This window comes from Mesorhizobium sp. 113-3-9 (assembly GCF_016756515.1).
In the GTDB taxonomy this organism is placed as follows: Bacteria; Pseudomonadota; Alphaproteobacteria; order Rhizobiales; family Rhizobiaceae; genus Mesorhizobium.
Genome location: NZ_AP023246.1, coordinates 1,556,491 through 1,572,208, shown reverse-complemented (window position 1 = coordinate 1,572,208; position 15,718 = coordinate 1,556,491). Strand labels below are relative to the sequence as shown.

The following is a 15,718-nucleotide window of genomic DNA, read 5'->3' as shown; positions in this document are numbered from 1 at the left end:
GGTCACGACGCCAGGCGGGCCGCGTCAAGACGATAGCGGCGCATCCAGTCGAGGCTTGTCTCGTCGGCGAGCTTTGCGACGCCCGGCCGGATGTCGTCGGCATTCGGAGGCTGAACGCCGAGGGCCTCGCAGATGCCCAGCAACGCCGCCGCCGGATCGGCGGATAGATGCTCATAGCCAACGCGCAGCGGCGTTATGCCTTGCGCCGTGAACCAGATGTTCCAGGCCGCGTCATAGGATTCAAGTTCGGCAAGCTCCCCTTTGATCCGCTCGAAATCATATTGGGGCTCTTGCGCCGGTGCGACCCTTTCGATTTCGGTGCCGTCAGGCGCGATGTGCCAAAGACCGGTCTGCTGTGCCTTGATCAGCGAGATCGCCTGCGCGAGCTTGTTCTCCCGCGACAGATGTATGTAGAGAATGCGGCCAAAAGCTCTTTCGAAACGCGCCGTGTCCGAGGCCAGCCCTGGGAAAATCCGGTCGAGGATCGCCGAAAGTTCATCCAGGTTTTCGCGCATCAGGCGCAGGCCGAAAATCTCGGTGCCGCCCTTACCGGCGGTGATTGCCGCATCGAGATAGGCGACATCGAATTCAAGCTCGCCCATCGTGTCGCGGGCTGGCAGTTTCCACTCCTCGGCCCACTCCGGCACGTCCTGCCGCCGATAGAATGAGTGCGGATCACCTGATGTCCCGGTGGATGCCAGGAGCTTGCACAGCAAAGTGCTGCCGGTTCTCGGCGTGCCGCAGATAATGTAGGCGTCGAACATCCCGTTGCCCTTGTCGTTTCACAGGCAGGGCAAACCCCCGGCCGATCCATCGCCGCCTATAGTCGAAATTGTTGCTGGATGCGACGGGCGCATTCCAGCGGGGTGAGATGGCTGGTGTCGACCTCGAGATCATAGACTATGCCCGCGTGCACGCGCCCGTATTGCCAGCGCGCCAGGCCCGGCCGCCTGTCGGCCCTCTGGGCTTCGCGGGCCTCCAGGACCTCCAGCGGCGCCATGACGCCAACCCGATGGAGATCGAAGGCCGACAGCAGTTCGACATATTCAGGCATTTCGCCATTGCACAGCACATCGTCGACGATCAGGTTGTTGCCTTGCCCGGCCATGGCGGCGACGGCGTGGCGCATGCCGCGCAGGGCACGCGCTCCCGTCGGTCCGGCCCTGATCACGACCGAGGGCCGGCCGCCTTGCCGGATGGTCTCGTAGGAGAAGCCATCAGCATGGTCCTGCAAGGCATCGGGCAGCATCTCGATAAAGGTGTCCATCTGGACATGCAGGAACGGTTCGGCGGTTATTGTCTGCAACGCCCTGGCGATCGAGCTTTTGCCGGCACTGCCGACGCCATTGAGCAGGACGATCCTGGCTTTCACGTTCGATTCTCTTTCAAGCATCGAGCCGGCTTCAGGCCTTTAACGGTTGCGCACCACCACGCAGGCCCCGCCGACGCTCTGCAGTTTCTGGCAAATGACATTGGCGGCGGCGCGGTCGTCGATTCCGATCCTGACCGCGTAGATGCCGCGCCGCCCAATCGGCGTGCGCACCCGGCTCACCACCGGATCATGACCGGCAAGCAGGGCCGGAAACCGGCTCCTCACCCGCAGCCACTGGCTGATTGCGGCACTGCGGCGGAAATTTCCGGCCACCTGGACGCCCCATGGTTTGACGTTGATCGAGGCCATCGCCACGGTCTGGGACATGATCACCGGCAGCTTGCGGCAGGCAACGGCAAAATCCGTCTTGGCGTCGAGCGGCGCGACCTGTCCTGCATAGGCGGGGTCGGTGAACTTGTCGACCGGCTCGCCCATGATGTCGAAGACATAGCTCTCGGTCTCCATCGGCAGGAAACCGCCCGAACCCAGCCAGCGCGACACCCGGCTTTCGCCGGCATTGTAGGCGGCGGCCGCCAGGCCAAGATTGCCGTAGCTGGTCTTCATTTCGGCGAGATACTTCGCCGAGGCAGGGATCGCCTGGTTGATATCGAAGGAATTTTCGAGCCCTCGCATCTTGGCGGTGCCCGGCATGAACTGAGCGATGCCTTCCGCGCCGACGGGGCTGACGGCGTTGGGATCGAAACGGCTTTCCTTCCAGATCAGCCGGGCGAAGAAATCCCGGGGCAGGCCGTTCTGGTCGGCATGGGCCTGGATCAAATTGCAGACCTTGTCGATCAGCCGCTGCTTGGCCGATTGCGGCGGATCGGCCTGGGCAAGCGTCGACCAGGCCACACTGCACAGGACAATCAGCGCCGCCCTGGGGAAACGCCGCATCTGGCCTACTCTGCCGCGGCCTTGCCGCTGCGACCGAACCGTTGCTCGATGTAGTCGGCGACCATTTTCTCGAAATCCGCTGCGATCGCCGGCCCCCGGAGCGTCGCCGCCTTCTTGCCGTCGACGAAGACAGGCGCCGTCGGCGTCTCGCCGGTGCCGGGCAGCGAAATGCCGATATCGGCATGCTTGGATTCGCCAGGGCCGTTGACGATGCAACCCATCACCGCGACCTTGAGGTTCTCGACACCCGGATATTTTTCGCGCCACACCGGCATGTTCTTGCGCAGATCCGCCTGGATGTTCTGGGCGAGTTCCTGGAACACGGTGGATGTCGTGCGGCCGCAGCCAGGGCAAGCGGCGACGATCGGCACGAACTGCCGGAAGCCCATCGTCTGCAGCAATTCCTGCGACACCTGCACCTCGCGCGTGCGGTCGCCATTCGGCTCGGGCGTCAGCGAGATGCGGATGGTGTCGCCAATGCCTTGCTGCAGAAGGATGCCCATCGCCGCCGACGAGGCGACGATGCCTTTCGAACCCATGCCGGCCTCGGTGAGGCCGAGATGCAGCGCATGGTTGGAGCGGGTGGCGAGTTCGGTATAGACGGCGATCAGGTCCTGTACGCCGCTGACCTTGGCGGACAGGATGATCTTGTCGCGTCCGAGGCCGATCTCTTCGGCCATCTCGGCCGACAGGATCGCCGACTGCACGATCGCCTCGCGCGTCACCTCCTGCGCCGTCAGCGGGAAACCCTTGTCCTGATTGTCATCCATCAGCCGGGTCAGGAGCTCCTGGTCGAGCGAGCCCCAATTGACGCCGATGCGCACCGGCTTGTCGTGCTTGATCGCCATCTCGACGATATCGGTGAACTGCCGGTCCTTCTTGTCCTTGAAGCCGACATTGCCCGGATTGATGCGGTATTTGGCCAGTGCCTCGGCGCAGGCCGGGTGATCGGCGAGCAATTTGTGGCCGATATAGTGGAAGTCGCCGACCAGCGGCACATTGATGCCGAGCCGCTGAAGCCGCTCATGAATGCGCGGCACGGCGGCGGCGCTCTCGTCGCGGTCGACGGTGATGCGCACGATCTCGGAACCGGCGCGGTGCAGTGCGGCAACCTGCGCAACCGTCTGGTCGAAATCGGCGGTGTCGGTGTTGGTCATCGACTGCACGACAACCGGGGCGCCGCCGCCGACGACCACGCCGCCGACATCGACGCCGACCGAGGTGCGGCGAGGGAAGGGAAAGGAAAAATATCCGGTCATGCCGGCAGCCTTTTGTCTCTGGAGCGCCAAGCGTCCACGTCGACGCACAAGCACACCCCGGGGCCGAAGCGCAAGAGTCCGGCATGAGGTGGAGGAGCAAAGATGGCTTGTCAATGGCGACAGGTCGCCACTGGCCCCGAAATGACCCGCAAGCAGTTCCCCGGTGCACAAGTTTCGACGGCCGCTCGCTTGCGAATGGCATACCTTGGCCGCTAGCGGAAAACACCCATCACTTCGTCATCCACGGGCGGAGCAAGGAGCGAAGCGACGCGGCGCAGACCCGAGGATCCATGCCGCGACCTCAAAGCGTTGCCACGGTTCGAAATCTTGCTCCGCTGCACTCTACGGTCAAGGTCACGGAATGGATCCTCGGGTCTCCGCGACGGAGCTTCGCTCCTGCTCCGCCCGTGGATGACGAAATTCAGGAGGCTTCGGCCAATCTCAAATGTTTACGGTGATCCACCGAAAGGAAGCGATGGGCGCTTCCGAAGCGGAGACTTTTTAGAATGAAAGTTCAGCTAGGTCTTGTTGCTGAAAATCAAAACCGACCAGCACCGGCGGCGGCTGCCGCCGGCAAGGAAGACCGCATAGTGGCGGCTATGTCAGTCGGGCATCAATGCGTGGTCGGTTGCGCTTTCAATTTCTCAATCGCATCCTTGAGTGCCAGCTTGCGTCGCTTGAGATTCACGATTTCGAGGTCGTCCACCGACGGGTGGTTCATCGCGTCATCGATCTCGCGTTCGATGTCGCCGTGTTTCCGCTGCAACTCGTCAAGATGGGAAGCAAGAGACATGATTGGTTCTCCCTTTCATGGTTTCCTCGATTGCTGCCGCCAAAAGGCGCGTCCACCGCAGGTCGCTTCTGTGACGGCACAATGACACTTTGCCACCTTCCGACTGCGATGTCGAATGCTGCGTGGTAGCATTCCACGGCAATGTGAAATGTGATATGGGCTGCGCGCCGGTGGCAGAAATTGCCGCCCCCGCCCAATCAGGCCCAGTTTTTTGGGCGCCGCAGTGCAGACGGTAGAGAATGTCCGATCAGGAACAGGCCGATATTCGCCTCGAATTTTCCCGGCTGAAGCAGGAACACGCCGATTTCGACGCGGCGATCAACGCGATGATCGCCACCAATTGCGACCCGCTGCAGATCCAGCGTATGAAAAAGAAGAAGCTGGCGCTGAAAGACCGGCTGATGAAGCTGGAAGACAAGATCATTCCCGACATCATCGCTTGAGCCGCGGGCCGCGCGATCCTCGTCACGTTTCGCCTATCCGGCGATGGATAGCCTGCCGGCCCGCTCGCGCAGCAGGCCGATGAGACTGCCGGTCCGCTCCTCGGTGGTATCGATCGGAACCACCAGGCACATCGTCGCCTCGACCTTGCCCGGCGCTGAAAAAACCGGCACGGCAAGACATTTGGTGTAGGCGTCAACGAGCCCCGAGGTGACGCAGTAGCCGGTGACCCGCGCCTTGGCGATGTCGGCGATGAAATCATCGAGCCGCAGCTTGCGGCCATCGGGCAGCACGAGATCGTCCTGCGACACCATGTCCTCGATCGCGGCCCGCTCCAGCCCCGCCAGAAGCAGCCGGCCCGAAGCGGTCCAGGGCAGCGGTATCTGCAAGCCGGTGGCGGAACTGATGCGGAACGGCCTGGTGCCGGGGCTGGAGTGGACGATGGTGTAGCGGCCGCTCTGCAGCATGCATAGTTCCGAGGTCTCCCCGGTCTCGCGCGACAGATGGTCGACCTCCTGGCGCCCCCGCCGCAGCAGGTCGTTGCCGCGCACATAGTCCATTCCATAGAGATAGAGCTTCTTGCCGAAATAGACGCGGTTGCCGTCGCCGGCCATTTCCAGCAGGCCTGCGTCGACCAGCGAGCGCACCAGCGTATAAGTCGTCGAGCGCGGCGCATTCACCCCCTTGGCAAGGTCGCCGATGCCGATCGCGCGCTGCGTCGTGTGCAGGAAGTCCAGGATCTCGAGCACCCGGTTGAGGCCCTTTTCGCGGGAAGCCGTCGTCTTTTCATCGGCCGAAACGGCCAAGGCATTGCCATCTTGCATTGTCGATTCCTGGTGCTAGTATCTGTCTTGTACAGGATACATGCGTCTCTTGTAAGAGACAATCTTCTCATGATCACTGTCGCGTGTATTGCCTGTGCATAGGGGAACACAACACGAAAGGAGGTCGCCGTGAACGACACATCCGGAAGACGTGATTTTCTGAAATTGGGAATGGCTGGACTGGCCACCGCCGGCGTGCTGGCAACCGTCGATGCCCAGAAGGCCGCCGCCCAGGCCGCATCCGACAGCCTGCTGCGCACCGTGCTCGACCGCGGCAAGCTGATCGTCGGCACCGGCAGCACCAACGCGCCCTGGCATTTCGAGAACGATGCCGGCGAACTGGTCGGCATGGACATCACCATGGGCCGCATCCTGGCCAAGGGCCTTTTCGACGATCCGACCAAGGTCGAGTTCGTCATGCAGGATCCGGCACAGCGCATCCCCAACGTCACCACCAACAAGGTCGACATCACCATCCAGTTCATGACGATGACGGCGCAGCGTTCGCAGCTGATCAACTTCACCCGGCCGTACTATGTCGAAGGCGTTGCCCTGCTGACGCTTCCCACCGCCGAGAACAAGACCTTCGACAAGCTGCTTGCCGGCGGTTCGGCGACGCGCATCTCCATCCTGCAGAATGTCGATGCCGAAAGCTCCGTCCACTACGCCCTTCCGCAGGCGCAGGTGCTGCAGATCGACACCCAGGCCAACGTTCTGCAGGCGCTGGAATCCAAGCGCGCCGACGCTGCCGCCGTCGATCTGTCCACCGTGCGCTGGCTGGCCTCGCGCAATCCGGACAAATATTTCGACGCCGGCAAGAGCTGGTATTCGATGCTCTACGGCGCCGCGCTTCGGCAAGGCGACCTCGACTGGCTGACCTTCGTCAACCAGACCTTAACCATTGCCATGTTCGGCCATGAATCGGCGCTCTATGACGCCGCCTTCAAGGACTATTTCGGCCAGGAGCCGCCGGCGCGCCACCCCGGCTTCCCGGTCATCTGATCCCGGATTGCGGAAGGGCCGCGTTCCAGCCCTTCCGCAACCTATCCGACGCCCTTCACACCAAGGCGGACGCATGGGCTACGCCCTCAATTTCAATCTGATCTGGCGGCATTTCGACAAGCTGTGGGGCGGTCTGCTGCTCAGCCTCGAGCTTGCCGTCATCTCGATCGCCATCGGCGTCGTCATCGGGCTGGTACTGGCGGTCTGGTACGTCTCGGCCGGGCGCGTGGTGCGGGCGATCATCGCCGCCTATGTCGAATTCATCCGCAACGTGCCGCTGATCCTGCTGGTCTACCTTGTCTTCTACGGCCTGCCGACCGTGGTCGACCTGGCCTACAGCGCGCCGACCTCGTTTGTCCTGACACTCTCGGTCTATAGCGGCGCCTACCTGGTCGAGGTGTTTCGCTCGGGCCTGGAGGCTGTCCCGCGCGGCCAGCTCGATGCCGGCAAGGCGATCGGCCTGACACCATGGCAAAGGCTCATCCATGTGCGCCTGCCGACCATGCTGCGCATCACGCTGCCGGCGCTGTCCAACACCTTCATCTCGCTGTTCAAGGACACGTCGATCGCCTCGGTCATCTCGGTGCCCGAGCTCACCTTCGGCGCCCAGTGGATCAACTTCAACACCTTCCGCATCGTCGAGGTCTATCTGGTGACGACGGCGATGTATCTGGTGACCGGCTACGCATTGCTTTTTGCGCTCAGGCTCGTCGAGCGCCGGTTCCGGGCGGCGCGCTGACATGCTGAGCCAGATCCTATACGCCCTCCCTTTCCTCGCCAAAGGCTTCGCGCTGACCCTTTGGGTATCGCTTCTGGTCGTGGTCCTGTCGCTCATCGCCGGCGTCCTGCTGGGTGTCGCCCTGGTCTATGGTCCCGTCCCGTTGCGCTGGGCGGTGCGCATCTTCTCGGACACCATCCGTGGCATTCCGATCCTGGTGCTGATGTTCTTCGTCTATTATGGTCTGCCCGCCATCGGACTTCATCTGCCGTCGTTCTGGGCGGCGGTGCTGGCGCTGACCCTGTTCAAGACGGCGCAGGTCATCGAATATCTCAGGGGCGCGGTCGCCTCGATTCCCAAGGGACAGTCCGAGGCCGCAATGGCGATCGGGCTGACCTTCCGCCAGCGGCTGACCTACGTCATCTTCCCGCAGGCCTTCAGGCGCTTCCTGCCGCCATGGATCAACGGCGTCACCGACGCGGTCAAGGGCAGCGCGCTGGTCTCGCTGCTCGGCATCACCGATTTGATGCAGGCCATCAACCAGGTTATCGGCCGCACCTATGAGGCGATGCCGCTCTATATCCTCGGCGCGCTCATCTACTTCTCCGTCAACTATGCGCTTTCGCTCGCCAGCCGGCGGCTCGAGCGGCGCTTTGCCTTCATTCGGGAATAGCACGATGTCCGACACCACAAGCGCCAATCCGGCACTGCTCGAAGTGCGCGATGTGTCAAAGGCTTTCGGCGCCGTCGAGGTGCTGCGTTCCGTCAGCCTTCAGGTGAAGCGTGGCGAGGTTGTCACCGTCATCGGACCTTCCGGCAGCGGCAAGACCACGCTGCTGCGCTGCGTCAATTTCCTCGAAAGCTACGATAGCGGCTCGATCCGCATCGACGGCAAGGAGGTCGGCTATCTCTCAGCCGGAACGCGCCAGCGCCGCAGCGAGCGCGACTTGGCCGCCATGCGTGCCGAGACCGGCATGGTCTTCCAGAGCTTCAACCTGTTTCCGCACCTGACGGCCGCCGGCAACATCATGCTGGGCTTGACCAAGGTGCGGGGGAAGAGCCAGGCCGAAGCGCGCCAGGCCGCCGAACACTGGCTCGGCCGCGTCGGCCTCGCCCACAAGGCCGACAGCCTGCCGGCGGAGCTTTCCGGCGGCCAGCAGCAACGCGTCGGCATCGCGCGCGCCGTGGCGATGGAGCCGAAGATCCTTTTGCTCGACGAGATCACCTCGGCGCTCGATCCCGAACTGGTCGGCGAGGTGCTGGCCGTGGTGCGCAGCCTTGCCGAGGACGGCATGACGATGCTGATGGTGACGCACGAAATGGCCTTTGCCCGCGACGCCTCGAGCCGCATCGTCTTCATGGCCGATGGCGGCGTCAGCGCCGTTGGTCCGCCCAAGGAAATCCTCGCGGCGGAGACCACCAACGAGCGCCTCCGCACTTTCCTGGCGCGCTTCCGCGCCTCGCATTTCTGACATCGGACGGCTGATGCCGTCTCATTTTTGAATATCGGATGGCTGAAGCCAACCAAGGGAGCCTTCTTCCATGACGCCTTACATCCGGCTCGCCGAACTTGGCCTGACGCTGCCCGAGCCGCCAACCCCGATCGCCAACTTCGTCACCCATGCCGAGAGCGGGCGGCTGATCTTCCTGTCCGGCCAGGGACCGCTGCGCGCCGACGGCACGCTCTGCACCGGCAAGGTCGGCGAGGATGTGACCGTCGAGCAGGCCTATGAGCATGCGCGCCTGACCGGGCTCAATCTGCTCGCCGTCATGCACGCCGCCGCCGGCGATCTCGGCCGCATCGTGCGCGTCGTCAAGCTGCTCGGCTTCGTCAACGCGACGCCGACCTTCAGCGACCACCCCAAGGTGGTGAATGGCTGTTCCGACCTGTTCGCCGATGTCTTTGACAAGATCGGCGGCCATGCCCGCTCGGCCATCGGCGTCGGCTCGCTGCCCGGAAACATCACTGTCGAAATCGAAGCGGTCGTCGAGATCGCCGCCTGATCTGCCACCCACAGGATCCGCTCACATGAAAACCACTTCCTCCACCGGCTCCAACACCACCATCCGTGAACGGCTGGGCTTGAGGCCAATCATCAATGTCTCGGGCACCATGACCGCGCTCGGCGCATCGATCATCGTCCCGGAAGCGATCAGCGCCATGGCCGAAATGGCCTCGCAATGGGTGGAGATGGACGATCTGCAGCGTGCCGCGAGCACCGTCGTCGCGCGCCTCACCGGCGGTGAGGCCGGCTTCATCACCGCCTGCTGTGCCAGCGGCATCACCATGGCGATCGCCGGCGCGATGACAGGAACCAGCCTGCTCGCCATCGAGCGCCTGCCCGATGATACCGGCGACCTCAAGTCGGAGGTCGTTATCCAGCTTGGCCACATCGTCAACTACGGCGCGCCGATCGACCAGTCGGTCCGCGTCGCCGGCGCCAGGGTGGTACCCGCCGGCACGGTCAGCGTGACGCAGGACTATCATGTGCGCGAAGCGATCAACGAGCGCACGGCGGCGGGCCTCTATGTCGTCGCCCACCACACCGTGCAGTACGGCATGCTGTCGCTGGAGGAATTCTGCGAGATCTGCCACGCCAAGGGCGTGCCGGTGATCGTCGATGCCGCGTCCGAATACGATCTGCGCGGCTTTCTGGCGCGCGGCGCCGACGTCGTCATCTACAGCGGCCACAAATTCCTGAGCGGGCCGACCAGCGGCATCGTCACCGGCCGCAAGGATCTGGTGCGGGCGGCCTATCTGCAGAACCGCGGCGTGGCGCGGGCCATGAAGGTCGGCAAGGAAAGCATCGCCGGCACCATGGCCGCGCTGGAAGCCTGGGAGACGCGCGATCACGACGGCATCCGCCAGCGCGAGGAGGCCGCACTCAATCTCTGGAAGGCCGCTTTGCAGGGGATACCAGGCATCTTTGCCAAGATCATTCCAGACCCGACAGCCAATCCGCTCGACCGGCTGCAGATCTTCGTATCGCCCGAGAGCCGCTTTACCGCCGCCGGGCTCACCTCGGCGCTTGCCTCGGGCTCGCCGCCGATCATTGTGCGCAACCACGAGATCGAGCGCGGCCATTTCTTCCTCGACCCCTGCAATCTGCATCCCGGCGAGGCGGAGATCGTCGCCGAACGCCTGCGCGCCATATTGACCGCGAAGGACCGTCCCGCCGATGCGATGAAGGCTGCCCGCAAGGATTCGTCCGGCGTCCTGCGCTGGCCGGATTGAGCGGCAAGCCGACCAGCAATCGCGAAATGCACCGGCCGATCACGCGACTGTGATCAGCCGGATTTGCACGCGGCGGGAATAAACCGGCGCCGCGACAAGTCTCCTCGTTATACGCCACTGCTGGCGTTGAGGAGATCGGCATGCCGCATCATTGCCAGGACAGCGAATATGGTTGCGGCGTCAGCTGTCACCATGTGCTGGCGAGCAAGATCGTCACCAGTCCCTCCTTCAGGACGCTTGACACTGGTGACACAGATGAATTCACTTTCACCACAGCAGGCGGCGTTGCCTGCTTCCGCGGGTTTCGCCCGCGCAGGCAGGGCAAGATTGCCGTCGCTCTCTGAAAGCGCACGGCCTGTTCCTCCCGGAGTATCGGATCATGGTGCTGCTTTGAGCGAGAGGGCGCAGGCACAACGCTTCAACGAGGTGGTGCTGCCACATCTCGGCGATGCGCTGGCGCTCGCCCGCTGGCTGACCGGCAATGCCGCCGACGCCGAGGATGTCGTGCAGGACGCCTGCATCAAGGCGCATGCCGGCATATCAGGTTACGCTGGCGGCAACGCCCGCGCCTGGCTGCTGACCATCGTGCGCAACACCTCCTACACCTGGATGTCGCGCAACCGGCCGCGCGCCATGATGGCCGTCGGCGATCTCGGCGATCTCGACGACATGGCCGCGGCACACGGCAGCAGCCTGCCGGACGAGGATGGCCCGGAGGCGAGCCTGATCGCCAGGGCCGATACGGCGGCACTCGAGGCCGCGATCGCCGCCTTGCCGCAGCCATTTCGCGAAACGCTGGTGCTGCGCGATATCAACGGCCTCAGCTACCGCGAAATATCGGCCATGCTTGCCGTGCCGATCGGCACGGTCATGTCCAGGCTGGCGCGTGCCCGCGGTCTGCTGGCGTCTGAACTGGGGAGAGCGTCATGACGCACGACGACGGACTGCCCAACGATCCCGAAGGCATCAGGTTGATGATCCACGCTCTGGTAGATGGCGAACTCGATGCGGCCGCGGCACTGGCCGTGGAACGGCGCATCGCTGCCGACCCCACGCTTGCCGCCGAGCATGCCCGCATTGTCGCCTTGCAGGGCGCCGTCAGCCGCTTGCCGCGCCCCGATGTCAGCGACGCCTTTCGCGCCCGCATCGCGGCGATCGGCATGGTCGGCACCGAGCAACAGGCGCCGGCCGAGGTGGCGCAGCCGCAGCGGGGCGCGCCGTCGGCATTGCCGGGATTGATTGCAGGCGCCGGCGGCGGCCAGAGACGGGAAGCCGGGACACGTCCTTCCCTGGCGCGCCCATCGCCAAGAGCGCGCCGCTTCGGCTCGTTCGACTGGCGCGCCATGGCGGCGTCGATCATGATCAGCGCGGTGCTCGCCAGCGGGGCGACGCAATGGGTGATGCAGAGTGGCGTCGATGACGGCTTTGCCGCGGCGGTCGCCAGCGGCCACCGCCGCAGCCTGCTTGCGGCGAGCCCGATCGACATCGTCTCGTCCGACCGCCATACGGTCAAGCCGTGGCTCGACGCCCGCATCGGCGTCTCGCCGCCGGCGCCGGACCTTGCCCAGGACGGCTATGCGCTGATCGGCGGCCGGGTCGAGGTGATATCGGGCAGGCCGGTGCCGGCCCTGGTCTACCGCCACCGCGAGCACCTGATCACGCTGGTCGCCGAACCGCAGCAGGGTGGCAAGGCCACTCAGCCCGACGACCTTTCATCCGGCGGCTTCTCGATGGTGCAATGGAGCGACGGCGCCTTCTCCTATTGGGCGATCTCCGACATGGAACGGCCCGAGCTCGACGACTTCGTCGCCCGCTTCCGCAAGGCGGCGGTTTGACCCGGATTGTGGCCGTCGGCATCTGGCCGATGGCCTGAAATCCTTGCGGCCCCGCGCGAATTCCGCTAAGGCGCGCCTTTGTCGCCGGGGAGCAATAGCTTGAACGACCAACGCGCCGACGTCGCCATCATCATGGGCAGCCAGTCCGACTGGGCGACGATGCGCCAGGCAGCCGAAACGCTGGAGGCGCTGGGCGTTCCGCACAAACGGCTGATCATATCAGCCCATCGCACGCCCGACCGGCTCTATGAATTCGCCAAGGGTGCCAAGGCCGCCGGCTACAAGGTGATCATCGCCGGCGCCGGGGGTGCGGCGCACCTGCCCGGCATGACGGCGGCGATGACGCCATTGCCGGTATTCGGCGTGCCGGTGGAATCGAAGGCGCTGTCGGGGCAGGATTCGCTGCTCTCGATCGTGCAGATGCCGGCCGGCATCCCCGTCGGCACGCTGGCCATCGGCAAGGCCGGTGCGGCCAATGCGGCCCTCCTGGCCGCCGCAGTGCTGGCCCTGAACGACGACAAGCTCGCCCAGCGGCTCGACGCCTGGCGCGCCTCGCAGACCGCCAAGGTCGCCGCTGAACCGACGGATACGCCGTGAGCCTGCCCGCGGGATCGACCATCGGCATCATCGGCGGCGGCCAGCTTGGCCGCATGCTGGCAATGGCCGCCGCCCGCCTCGGCTACCGCACCATCGTGCTGGAGCCGCAGCCGGATTGCCCGGCCGCCCAGGTCGCCAACCGGCAGATAACAGCCGCCTATGACGATCCGGCCGCCCTTGCCGAACTGGCGGCCGCGAGTGCCGTCATTACCTACGAGTTCGAGAACGTGCCGGTCGCCGCGGCAGAAGCGCTTGCCGCCAAGGTGCCTGTCCATCCGCCGGCGCGCGCGCTTGACGTGGCGCAGGATCGGGTGAACGAAAAGACATTCCTCAACGGCATCGGCATCGCCACCGCCGATTTTCGTCCGGTCGACACCGACGACGAGCTGACGGCGGCGCTGAAGACATTCGGCGGCAGCGGCATCCTGAAGACGCGTCGCATGGGCTACGACGGCAAGGGCCAGCGCGTCTTCCGCAACATGGAAACGGGCGGCTTCGCCGGCACCTGCGAGGCGATGGGCAACGTGCCGCTGATCCTGGAAAGCTTCGTGCCGTTCGAGCGCGAAATCTCCGTGATCGCGGCACGGGGGCTGGACGGAGCGGTCGTCGCTTATGACCCGGCCGAGAATGTGCATCGCAACGGCATTCTCCACACCTCGACCTTGCCCGCCGCCATCACACCACAGACGGCGGCAGCGGCGCGTGCGGCTGCATCGAGGATATTGTCCGCGCTCGACTATGTCGGCGTCATCGGCGTCGAGTTCTTCGTGCTGGCCGACGGTTCGCTGCTGGCCAACGAGATTGCGCCGCGCGTCCACAATTCCGGCCACTGGACAGAGGCCGCCTGCGTCGTTTCGCAGTTCGAGCAGCACATCCGTGCCGTTGCAGGACTGCCGCTCGGCAGCCCGGACCGCCATTCCGATTGCGTGATGGAAAACCTGATCGGCGACGACGTGCTGCGCGTGCCGGTCCTGCTCGCCGAGCCCGATCTGATGCTGCATCTCTACGGCAAGGCCGAGGCGCGGCCCGGCCGCAAGATGGGCCACTTCACCCGCATCAGCCGGCACGGCTAGAGCAAACAATGAGGTAAAAGCGGTTCGGCGTTTCCGTGAAACGGTGAACCGTTCTATCGCGGACGCAGGTTACTGCACCTCGTCGCCTTCAACCTCGTCGGAACTGGCGCAGCTCGCATCGCCTTCCTCGCAATTGGCCGAGGCGGCGAGCTGCTTGACGCGGTCGTTGGTCAGCCTGGTCAGGCATTGCGAAACCTCCATCGCGTGGATGGAACCGCCCGTGCTGGCGGCGGTGGTATGCGCGCATTCGGCGTCGCGGAAGGCGATCCAGGCGCGCTGCGCCGCCTGCAGCAACCTCTTGCCATCGGCATCATCAGAGCCGATCAGGTTCTGGTAGGCCGCGTTGAGCTTGGCGTCGGCGGCCTGATAATCCGCTCCGGCACAGATGTTCATCATCTGCTGGCTGTCGTCGGAGCGGTCGCATTCCTGTGCGCGAGCAACCGACGCTCCCGCCAACAAGACAAGGCAGGCGGACAGGAGTGTTCGGCGCATGACGGTCCCCAAATCACTTGCGATACAGCGCATCATCCCAGTCCGTCCGGGGCGGTGCAATGCCGCCGGGACGACATGGCGGATATTTGATGATATCAGGATGCGGCGCACGCTTGCGGTTGACACGGACAAGGGTCCTCGTTTATGAGCCACCCACCGTTCAAAAGGCGCGTCTTCTGGCGCGCCTTAAAATTTCGACCCGGCACCGGGTCCACACCGACAGGCAAGACCATGAAGATCAAGAATTCGCTCAAGGCGCTGAAGGCGCGTCACCGCGACAACCAGTTGGTTCGCCGCAAGGGCCGCGTTTACATCATCAACAAGACCGCCCCGCGCTACAAGGCGCGCCAGGGTTGAGTTTTCGGCCGGAGGCTTTTGCCTCCGCCCCTGATGCTTGTCGGCCCGCCGACCTTCTCACGCTAAAATCACTTTGATGTTCCGCCGCCCGGGACTAGGATCGGGCGATGCGGATTCTTTTTGCATTTTTGACAGCTCTGCTTGTTTCCGGCGCCATGAGCTTGCCGGCCAGAGCCGCCGACGATCAGCCGGCAGTGCCAGCCACCCCGGATGCTCCGGCCCCGCCGATGACCAAACAGGCCCGGCTGGACAAGCTGTTCTCCGACCTCAAGCGCGAACGCAACGAAAAGGCGGCCGAACGCATCGCCGGCAACATCTGGAACGAATGGTCCCAGTCCGGCAGCGCCTCGATCGACCTGATGATGCTGTGGTCGCAAAAAGCGATGGACAACCAGAAATTCGACGTCGCGCTCGATTTTCTCGACCAGGTTGTAACCATGCAGCCGACCTATGCCGAGGGCTGGAACCGGCGCGCCACGGTGCATTTCATGATGAAGAACTACGGCAAGTCGATGTCGGACATCGACCGCACGCTGCAGCTCGAGCCGCGCCATTTCGGCGCGCTGTCGGGTCTGGCGCAGATCATGGCGCTGACCGGCCACAAGCAGTCGGCGCTCGAGGCCTGGCAGAAGGTGCTGGCCATCTATCCGATGATGCGCAGCGCCCAGGACCAGGTCGCCACCCTTTCGGAAGAGCTTGCCGGCGAAGGAATTTGACCCCTGAAGGGAGTAAGGCAATAGGGCAGTAAGGCAGTAGGGGATAGATTCCACTGCGGAACACACTGCCCTACTGCCCTACTGCCCTACTGCCCTACTGCCCTACTGCC

The 15,718-nt window shown here is 64.2% G+C and carries 21 protein-coding genes; 14 read left to right on the top strand and 7 right to left on the bottom strand.

What is annotated here, in order from left to right:
• Positions 1-2: 2 nt before the first annotated feature.
• The 5 genes from MesoLj_RS07610 to MesoLj_RS07590 form a co-directional block, all read right to left on the bottom strand.
• On the bottom strand, positions 3-764 hold the full coding sequence (locus MesoLj_RS07610; protein ID WP_202325611.1) for a Stf0 family sulfotransferase: 762 nt from the start codon (positions 762-764) through the stop codon (positions 3-5).
• Between the two features lie 56 nt (positions 765-820).
• The gene (locus tag MesoLj_RS07605) at positions 821-1,393 is read right to left on the bottom strand and encodes a phosphotransferase-like protein (RefSeq protein ID WP_244735313.1); all 573 of its coding nucleotides are present in this window, start codon (positions 1,391-1,393) and stop codon (positions 821-823) included.
• A gap of 18 nt (positions 1,394-1,411) precedes the next feature.
• On the bottom strand, positions 1,412-2,266 hold the full coding sequence (locus tag MesoLj_RS07600; RefSeq protein ID WP_140777019.1) for a lytic transglycosylase domain-containing protein: 855 nt from the start codon (positions 2,264-2,266) through the stop codon (positions 1,412-1,414).
• A 5-nt stretch (positions 2,267-2,271) separates the two neighbouring features.
• Positions 2,272-3,525 (bottom strand): flavodoxin-dependent (E)-4-hydroxy-3-methylbut-2-enyl-diphosphate synthase, encoded by a 1,254-nt coding sequence (ispG, locus tag MesoLj_RS07595; RefSeq protein ID WP_202325610.1) that lies wholly within the window; start codon positions 3,523-3,525, stop codon positions 2,272-2,274.
• Positions 3,526-4,138: 613 nt separating this feature from the next.
• Positions 4,139-4,318: a YdcH family protein gene (locus MesoLj_RS07590; RefSeq protein ID WP_010911953.1), complete on the bottom strand. Its 180-nt coding sequence runs from the start codon at positions 4,316-4,318 to the stop codon at positions 4,139-4,141.
• Positions 4,319-4,557: 239 nt separating this feature from the next.
• On the opposite strand from MesoLj_RS07590, the gene MesoLj_RS07585 reads away from it, so the two are divergent.
• Positions 4,558-4,761, top strand: coding sequence for a YdcH family protein (locus MesoLj_RS07585; RefSeq protein WP_010911954.1), 204 nt, complete (start codon positions 4,558-4,560; stop codon positions 4,759-4,761).
• 33 nt (positions 4,762-4,794) lie between these two features.
• Here the strand turns inward: MesoLj_RS07585 and MesoLj_RS07580 are convergent, their stop codons facing one another.
• Positions 4,795-5,583 (bottom strand): IclR family transcriptional regulator, encoded by a 789-nt coding sequence (locus MesoLj_RS07580; protein WP_140777023.1) that lies wholly within the window; start codon positions 5,581-5,583, stop codon positions 4,795-4,797.
• Positions 5,584-5,754: 171 nt separating this feature from the next.
• Between MesoLj_RS07580 and MesoLj_RS07575 the strand changes: the two genes are divergently transcribed.
• The 11 genes from MesoLj_RS07575 to MesoLj_RS07525 all read left to right on the top strand — a co-directional run bounded on the left by MesoLj_RS07575 (position 5,755) and on the right by MesoLj_RS07525 (position 14,043).
• Positions 5,755-6,585, top strand: coding sequence for a transporter substrate-binding domain-containing protein (locus MesoLj_RS07575; RefSeq protein ID WP_202327205.1), 831 nt, complete (start codon positions 5,755-5,757; stop codon positions 6,583-6,585).
• Positions 6,586-6,658: 73 nt separating this feature from the next.
• Positions 6,659-7,324 carry an amino acid ABC transporter permease gene (locus MesoLj_RS07570; protein WP_056575612.1) on the top strand — a complete coding sequence of 222 codons (666 nt, stop codon included), beginning with the start codon at positions 6,659-6,661 and terminating at the stop codon, positions 7,322-7,324.
• A gap of 1 nt (position 7,325) precedes the next feature.
• Positions 7,326-7,976, top strand: coding sequence for an amino acid ABC transporter permease (locus tag MesoLj_RS07565; RefSeq protein ID WP_140777025.1), 651 nt, complete (start codon positions 7,326-7,328; stop codon positions 7,974-7,976).
• A 4-nt stretch (positions 7,977-7,980) separates the two neighbouring features.
• On the top strand, positions 7,981-8,775 hold the full coding sequence (locus tag MesoLj_RS07560) for an amino acid ABC transporter ATP-binding protein (protein ID WP_140777027.1): 795 nt from the start codon (positions 7,981-7,983) through the stop codon (positions 8,773-8,775).
• A gap of 70 nt (positions 8,776-8,845) precedes the next feature.
• Positions 8,846-9,307 carry a RidA family protein gene (locus MesoLj_RS07555; protein ID WP_010911960.1) on the top strand — a complete coding sequence of 154 codons (462 nt, stop codon included), beginning with the start codon at positions 8,846-8,848 and terminating at the stop codon, positions 9,305-9,307.
• A gap of 25 nt (positions 9,308-9,332) precedes the next feature.
• On the top strand, positions 9,333-10,538 hold the full coding sequence (locus tag MesoLj_RS07550) for an aminotransferase class V-fold PLP-dependent enzyme (protein WP_202325609.1): 1,206 nt from the start codon (positions 9,333-9,335) through the stop codon (positions 10,536-10,538).
• A gap of 140 nt (positions 10,539-10,678) precedes the next feature.
• Positions 10,679-10,882 (top strand): hypothetical protein, encoded by a 204-nt coding sequence (locus MesoLj_RS07545; RefSeq protein WP_140777031.1) that lies wholly within the window; start codon positions 10,679-10,681, stop codon positions 10,880-10,882.
• Positions 10,883-10,928: 46 nt separating this feature from the next.
• A complete protein-coding gene (locus MesoLj_RS07540; RefSeq protein WP_202325608.1) occupies positions 10,929-11,468 on the top strand; it encodes a sigma-70 family RNA polymerase sigma factor in 540 nt (179 codons plus the stop codon).
• Positions 11,465-12,373, top strand: a complete 909-nt coding sequence (locus MesoLj_RS07535) for an anti-sigma factor family protein (protein ID WP_202325607.1) — start codon at positions 11,465-11,467, stop codon at positions 12,371-12,373. The genes MesoLj_RS07540 and MesoLj_RS07535 overlap by 4 nt, the downstream gene beginning before the upstream one ends.
• 99 nt (positions 12,374-12,472) lie before the next feature.
• The gene (purE, locus tag MesoLj_RS07530) at positions 12,473-12,970 is read left to right on the top strand and encodes a 5-(carboxyamino)imidazole ribonucleotide mutase (RefSeq protein ID WP_027141852.1); all 498 of its coding nucleotides are present in this window, start codon (positions 12,473-12,475) and stop codon (positions 12,968-12,970) included.
• Positions 12,967-14,043 (top strand): 5-(carboxyamino)imidazole ribonucleotide synthase, encoded by a 1,077-nt coding sequence (locus tag MesoLj_RS07525; protein ID WP_202325606.1) that lies wholly within the window; start codon positions 12,967-12,969, stop codon positions 14,041-14,043. The genes purE and MesoLj_RS07525 overlap by 4 nt, the downstream gene beginning before the upstream one ends.
• A gap of 69 nt (positions 14,044-14,112) precedes the next feature.
• On the opposite strand, the gene MesoLj_RS07520 is transcribed toward MesoLj_RS07525, so the two are convergent.
• Complete coding sequence (locus MesoLj_RS07520) at positions 14,113-14,535, bottom strand: lysozyme inhibitor LprI family protein (RefSeq protein ID WP_202325605.1); 423 nt, start codon at positions 14,533-14,535, stop codon at positions 14,113-14,115.
• A gap of 231 nt (positions 14,536-14,766) precedes the next feature.
• Here MesoLj_RS07520 and ykgO point away from each other — a divergent pair, with 231 nt between their 5' ends.
• Both ykgO and MesoLj_RS07510 read left to right on the top strand, forming a co-directional pair.
• Positions 14,767-14,892 carry a type B 50S ribosomal protein L36 gene (gene ykgO / locus MesoLj_RS07515; RefSeq protein WP_006327841.1) on the top strand — a complete coding sequence of 42 codons (126 nt, stop codon included), beginning with the start codon at positions 14,767-14,769 and terminating at the stop codon, positions 14,890-14,892.
• 107 nt (positions 14,893-14,999) lie between these two features.
• On the top strand, positions 15,000-15,608 hold the full coding sequence (locus MesoLj_RS07510; RefSeq protein ID WP_140777041.1) for a tetratricopeptide repeat protein: 609 nt from the start codon (positions 15,000-15,002) through the stop codon (positions 15,606-15,608).
• Positions 15,609-15,718: the final 110 nt, after the last annotated feature.